The 1,238-nt window shown below is 44.5% G+C and carries 2 protein-coding genes; both read right to left on the bottom strand.

The window, feature by feature from the left end:
* Positions 1-6 precede the first annotated feature (6 nt).
* Positions 7-573, bottom strand: coding sequence for a threonine transporter RhtB (locus tag R8N28_RS25540; RefSeq protein ID WP_318183701.1), 567 nt, complete (start codon positions 571-573; stop codon positions 7-9).
* Entirely contained in the window at positions 574-1,209 is a 636-nt protein-coding gene (locus tag R8N28_RS25545; RefSeq protein ID WP_011105916.1) for a LysE family translocator, read from the bottom strand.
* Positions 1,210-1,238: the final 29 nt, after the last annotated feature.

Consider the following 1,238-nt stretch of genomic DNA (forward strand, 5'->3'; position numbering starts at 1 on the left):
ACAGCGTTAATCACGTAACCACTGATGTTCAACCTTCTCTCCACGCTGTTCAAAAAACTTAGCGTTTTGCTGTTTGAACTGATCAACTTTAATATCCGCGATTGGCCAATGGGCAAAATCTTCCATAATGAAAGACTCATCAACGCCAAATTCTAGCGAATCTAAATGCTTACCTATGTAACGGTAAAAATAACTCTGTCCGACGCTATCACACACCATTGGCACATGCGCCATTCGCTGGCGATTCACTGATACGGATGCCCAAGTTGTGGCGTTCGGTTTGCAAGTTTTCTCCTGCACAACATCGATTTCAAACTTGTTGTCTAACGTCGTAGATACAAAAACGACGATCGCATCGTCAAGGTAAACTCGTCTTAACAAGAGCTGTTTGGTGTCGTGCGTTCGCGCCTTTTGGATACCATTAGAAAACGGCTCAAAGTGCGCCCAGTGCCACCCCCACTCCATCCCCCGAGGTGAAAACTTGATTTGTGGTAATGTCATCCAAGCAACAGCACTCGCAAACCCCAACAAAAACAGCGTCAGCATTAAAGCAAGTCGGTATAAATTGCGCATTTAAAGTGGTTCTTCAATCAGTAACTTAATTCCTAGCGCAACAAGCACAGCACCTGTTACTCCTTCCATCCATTTCATAAAGCTGGCATTTTTGAGCAAGTTCTTTGCTGAGTTTAAAGCCCCAGCTAAGCCACACTGCCAAACCATTGCGATAACAAAATGGATAGCGGCCATCGTCATAGATTGCAACAATGGGGAGCCTTCCGGATTAACGAATTGCGGTAAAAATGCCAAGTAAAACACTGCCGTTTTCGGGTTTAGTACATTTGAGAGAAAGCCCTCTCTAAACGAACGTTTTCCACTGTATACCTGCTGAATTTGTTCAGCGACAGTAATGCCTCCGCCCGATGCCATTAGCGCTTTCAAACTGCTGATACCAAGCCAAATGAGGTACGCGGCTCCAATCATTTTAACGATTTGGAATAGCTCAGCGGATTGTGCAAGGATGGCAGAAATGCCCACGGCAGAGAAAAACGCATGTACAAACAAGCCAAAACAAATGCCTAAACTTGTTGTACACCCATCTTTTAAGCCCGAGCGACTTGTATTACGAAGAACTAATGCGGTATCCAGCCCCGGCGTCAGCGTTAAAATCGTGATAGCGATAAGAAACGCTTCAAAATTTAGTATGTCCATATTGTTGTGAGAATTAATGGGTAGTGCGT

This window comes from Vibrio sp. Vb1554 (genome assembly GCF_033344235.1).

Coding starts and splice junctions, on each gene's coding strand:
- R8N28_RS25540 (WP_318183701.1), bottom strand. CDS start 573: ATGCGCAATTTATACCGACTTGCTTTAATGCTGACGCTGTTTTTGTTG.
- R8N28_RS25545 (WP_011105916.1), bottom strand. CDS start 1,209: ATGGACATACTAAATTTTGAAGCGTTTCTTATCGCTATCACGATTTTA.